Consider the following 3,471-nt stretch of genomic DNA (forward strand, 5'->3'; position numbering starts at 1 on the left):
CCGGACGGCCACTCCTGGAGAGCCACCAACGGCAAGCCCTGTTCAGCCACATCCGGCCCTCCCGGGCCGACCAACACCTTACGGAGGCCCTGTTGTCGCAGTTTTTCGCAGATGCGGCCGTGAAGTCCAGTTCGGTCACCCTCACGTGTGACTGCCTGGCTCACCGGTTCGGAAACGCCGGTGACAACGGGGTACGCGAGCGCCGCTACCCGACGGACATGACGGACGAAGAATGGGACGTGGTCCAGCCGCTGCTGCCGGTACCGGGATGGCTGGAAGGGCGGGGCGGACAGCCGGAGGCCTACTGCCACCGGACGATGCTGGACCAAAGCCACGAAGTTAAGCGCTCGCCAGCGGTGTCAAGGGTGGGCGAGATGCGAGAGGGGCCTCTGCTATCCAGGGGATCGACCAAGATCTTCCAAAGAGAGCAGAGGCCCAGTGGCCCAGTCTGTCACGGGCGGAACCGACGTGTTCGCGCCCGGTCATATCGGTGAGTTAACCCAGGTCATCCCACCCGAGTTGGTGGATGCTGTGCTGGACGAGACCGGGGCTCGCGAGCAACGGCTGCGGAGCCTCCCCTCGCGTGTCGGGGTGTACCTGGTGCTCGCGCTCGGGCTGTTCGAGCATCTGGGCACCGGACTGGTGTGGGGAAAACTCGCCTTCGGACTGGACGCGCGGGCGCCGCAGCCCTCTGAGAAGGCACTCCGTGATCTGCGTCGGCGGGTCGGGGTGGCCCCGCTCAAGCGGCTGTTCGACGTCCTGGCAGGCCCGCTGGCCCAGCCGTCCACGCCTGGAGTGCGCTACCGCCGATGGCGCACGGTCGCCTTCGACGGATGCGGGAGCCTGAACGTCCCCGACCACGAGCGCAACCGGTCCTGGCTCGGCCGCACCCAGCGCCGCCACGGCCCGGCGGGCTACCCCCGGCTGATGCTCATGACCCTGTGCGAAACAGGCACCCGCGGCCTGATCGCCGCCGTCTTCGGCTCCGCCTCGAAAGGCGAGACCGACTACGCCCACGACCTGGTCGGCCACCTGACCACGGACATGCTCCTGCTCGCGGACCGCGCCTTCGACAGCAACGAACTGCTCGCAGACATCGCAGCTCAGGGAGCGCAGTTCCTGATTCGCGCCACAAGCACCCGACGACCGCCGGTACTGGCGCTGCTGCCCGACGGTTCCTACCTGACCCGGATCGGTGGCCTCCGGCTGCGGGTGATCGAGGCCGAGATCCGCTCCCGGACTGCCGACGGCGGCGACTTCGGCGGGACCTACCGCCTGCTGACCACGCTCAAAGACCACCGCACCGATCCAGCCGACCGTCTGGTGCGTCTCTACCACGAACGCTGGGAGATCGAGATCACCTACCTGGCGCTACGTCACACCCTGCTCAAAGGCCGGGTCCTGCGGTCAAAGGACCCAGTGGGCCTCAACCAGGAGATGTGGGCAATACTCACCCTCTATCAGGCCCTGCGCTCGGTGATGGTGACCGCGGTGGAGACGATGCCCGGCTGCGATCCCGACCGGGCCGGCTTCACCGTCGCCCTGGAGGCCGCCCGCGACACGGTCGTCAGCCTCGCCGGGACGACCGCGGCCTCAGGGCCGGGCAGCCGCCCCGACCTGGTTGGACACATCGGCGCCCGCGTCCTGCACGCACTGCTTCCCGGACGCCGGATGCGGCTGTCCGCCCGCATCGTCAAGTGCGGGACCTCCCGCTACGCCATCTGGAACCGCGACGGACGCCCACGCGACAGCACCCGGATCACCGCCATCGAGATCACCGTGCACCCACCCACCCTGCCAAGCGCGCAGGACTCGAGCCCGACCCTCTCCGGACGCTGGGGCCAGGTCTGCAAGATCCTGGCCGCGAACTCCAACCAGGCCATGCACACCCGGGACATCGCCCGGCATCTCGGACTCCCCACCGCGGGGCGCCCCCTGAGCAGCCTCACTGCACAGATCTGCTACTGGGCCCGCAACGGCCGGCTCATACGCACCGCGCCGAGCACCTACAAAATCACCCTCCCCGATGCCTTGACGCCACCACCGAATCCTTAACTTCGTGGCATTGGATGCTGGACGCGATCCGCTACCTGGTCGACAACGGCATCAAGTGGCGAGCCATGCCCGCGGACTTCCCGCCCTGGGACCGGGTGTACGCCTTCTTCCGCCGCTGGCGCGATCTGGGACTGGGCAAGGAGTTCCACGACCGGCTGCGCGCGCGGGTGCGCCAGAAAGCCGGGCGGGACGCGGAGCCGAGCGCGGGTGTGATCGACTCGCAGTCGGTCAAGGCGGACGCCGTCGTTGGCTCCGCCAGCCGCGGCTTCGACGGCGGCAAGCTGATCAACGGGCGCAAGCGGCACGTCGTAGTCGACACGCTCGGCCTGCTGCTGGCTGTGACGGTCACCCCGGCGGACACCGGCGACCGGGCCGCCGCCCAGGTCCTGCTCGCCCAGGTGGCCGACGCGCACCACCTGCTGGAGCTGGTCTGGGCCGACGGCGGCTACACCGGTGGTCTCATCGAGCACTGCTTCACCGCTCTGGCGCTGGTGCTGCTGGTCGTCAAGCGCAGCGACGACCAGAAGGGGTTCGTGGTGCTGCCGAAGCGGTGGATCGTCGAGCGGTTCTTCGCGCACCTGATGCGCACCCGCCGCCTGGTGCGCGACTTCGAGCGCCGCACCAGCAGCGCCGAGGCGATGGTCCACTGGTCGATGACCCTGCTCATGAGTCGTCGCCTGGCCCGGCCACGTCCTTCGCGAGCGTGAACCGGCCCGGTGCGGGCTCGGTCAGCCAGCCGCGGGCCACCAGGCGCTTCGCCTTCGACCTCAGCGCCTCCACCTTGGCCGGCACCGCTTCCATGCCGAAGCCGACGGTCAACTCCTGGCAGGTCAGCGGTTCTTGGCCGAGCCGCTCCCGGTCCGCGAGCGCGCGCAGGATGCGCTGGTAGTCCGCGGACAGCACCGACCAGGCCAGCCCCACGCGCCACATCGGCACCACAGTTTTCGGCTTCGCCGCATCCGCAGGCCCAGGCCGCACTGACTGCGCATCCGCCTCCTGCGGAACCTGGTGGGCCTGGGAACCGGCGGTGTTGTCGCCCTCGGGAGCCAGCACCGCGTCAACCCGTCGGCGGGCGATCGCCCACTCCTCCCATTCCCGCTCGGCCGCGGCCAGTTCGGCCTGGATGCGGTCGGCCTCCTCTCGCAGCCCGTCCACACGACGACGGGCAGCACGCTCGTGCTGTTCCAGCAGTCCGACCACAGACGGCATTCGCGACCTCCCGGGGAACGACAACCCGACAGGCCACGACTCCCACGGAATCACCCGCCCTATGCCTGACCAGCGGAAGCGCAGCGATCACTCACGGAAAGACAACAGCTTCTAAGCTTGTTGTTTAACCTCGCAGGTCACCCAACCTGCTGATCTGCGGTTCTTCGCGAGACAGCAGAGGCGGCCGCCCCTCACGCTTCGAGATGT

General features: G+C 68.9%; 3 protein-coding genes. 2 read left to right on the forward strand and 1 reads right to left on the reverse strand.

Features of this window, described 5'->3' with window-relative positions:
• Positions 1-438: 438 nt before the first annotated feature.
• Both AC0B61_RS37035 and AC0B61_RS37040 read left to right on the forward strand, forming a co-directional pair.
• Positions 439-2,055, forward strand: coding sequence for an IS4 family transposase (locus tag AC0B61_RS37035; RefSeq protein ID WP_471746919.1), 1,617 nt, complete (start codon positions 439-441; stop codon positions 2,053-2,055).
• Between the two features lie 14 nt (positions 2,056-2,069).
• The gene (locus AC0B61_RS37040) at positions 2,070-2,762 is read left to right on the forward strand and encodes an IS5 family transposase (protein WP_471746921.1); all 693 of its coding nucleotides are present in this window, start codon (positions 2,070-2,072) and stop codon (positions 2,760-2,762) included.
• Here the strand turns inward: AC0B61_RS37040 and AC0B61_RS37045 are convergent.
• Entirely contained in the window at positions 2,719-3,264 is a 546-nt protein-coding gene (locus AC0B61_RS37045) for a hypothetical protein (RefSeq protein ID WP_471746922.1), read from the reverse strand. The two genes, AC0B61_RS37040 and AC0B61_RS37045, sit on opposite strands and share 44 nt — an antisense overlap.
• Positions 3,265-3,471 lie beyond the last annotated feature (207 nt).

The sequence above is a fragment of the Kitasatospora sp. NPDC023385 genome, assembly GCF_055664045.1.

Bases quoted from the DNA above. Each gene is read 5' to 3' on its own strand.
- AC0B61_RS37045 (WP_471746922.1), bottom strand. From the start codon at position 3,264: ATGCCGTCTGTGGTCGGACTGCTGGAACAGCACGAGCGTGCTGCCCGT.
- AC0B61_RS37040 (WP_471746921.1), top strand. From the start codon at position 2,070: ATGCTGGACGCGATCCGCTACCTGGTCGACAACGGCATCAAGTGGCGA.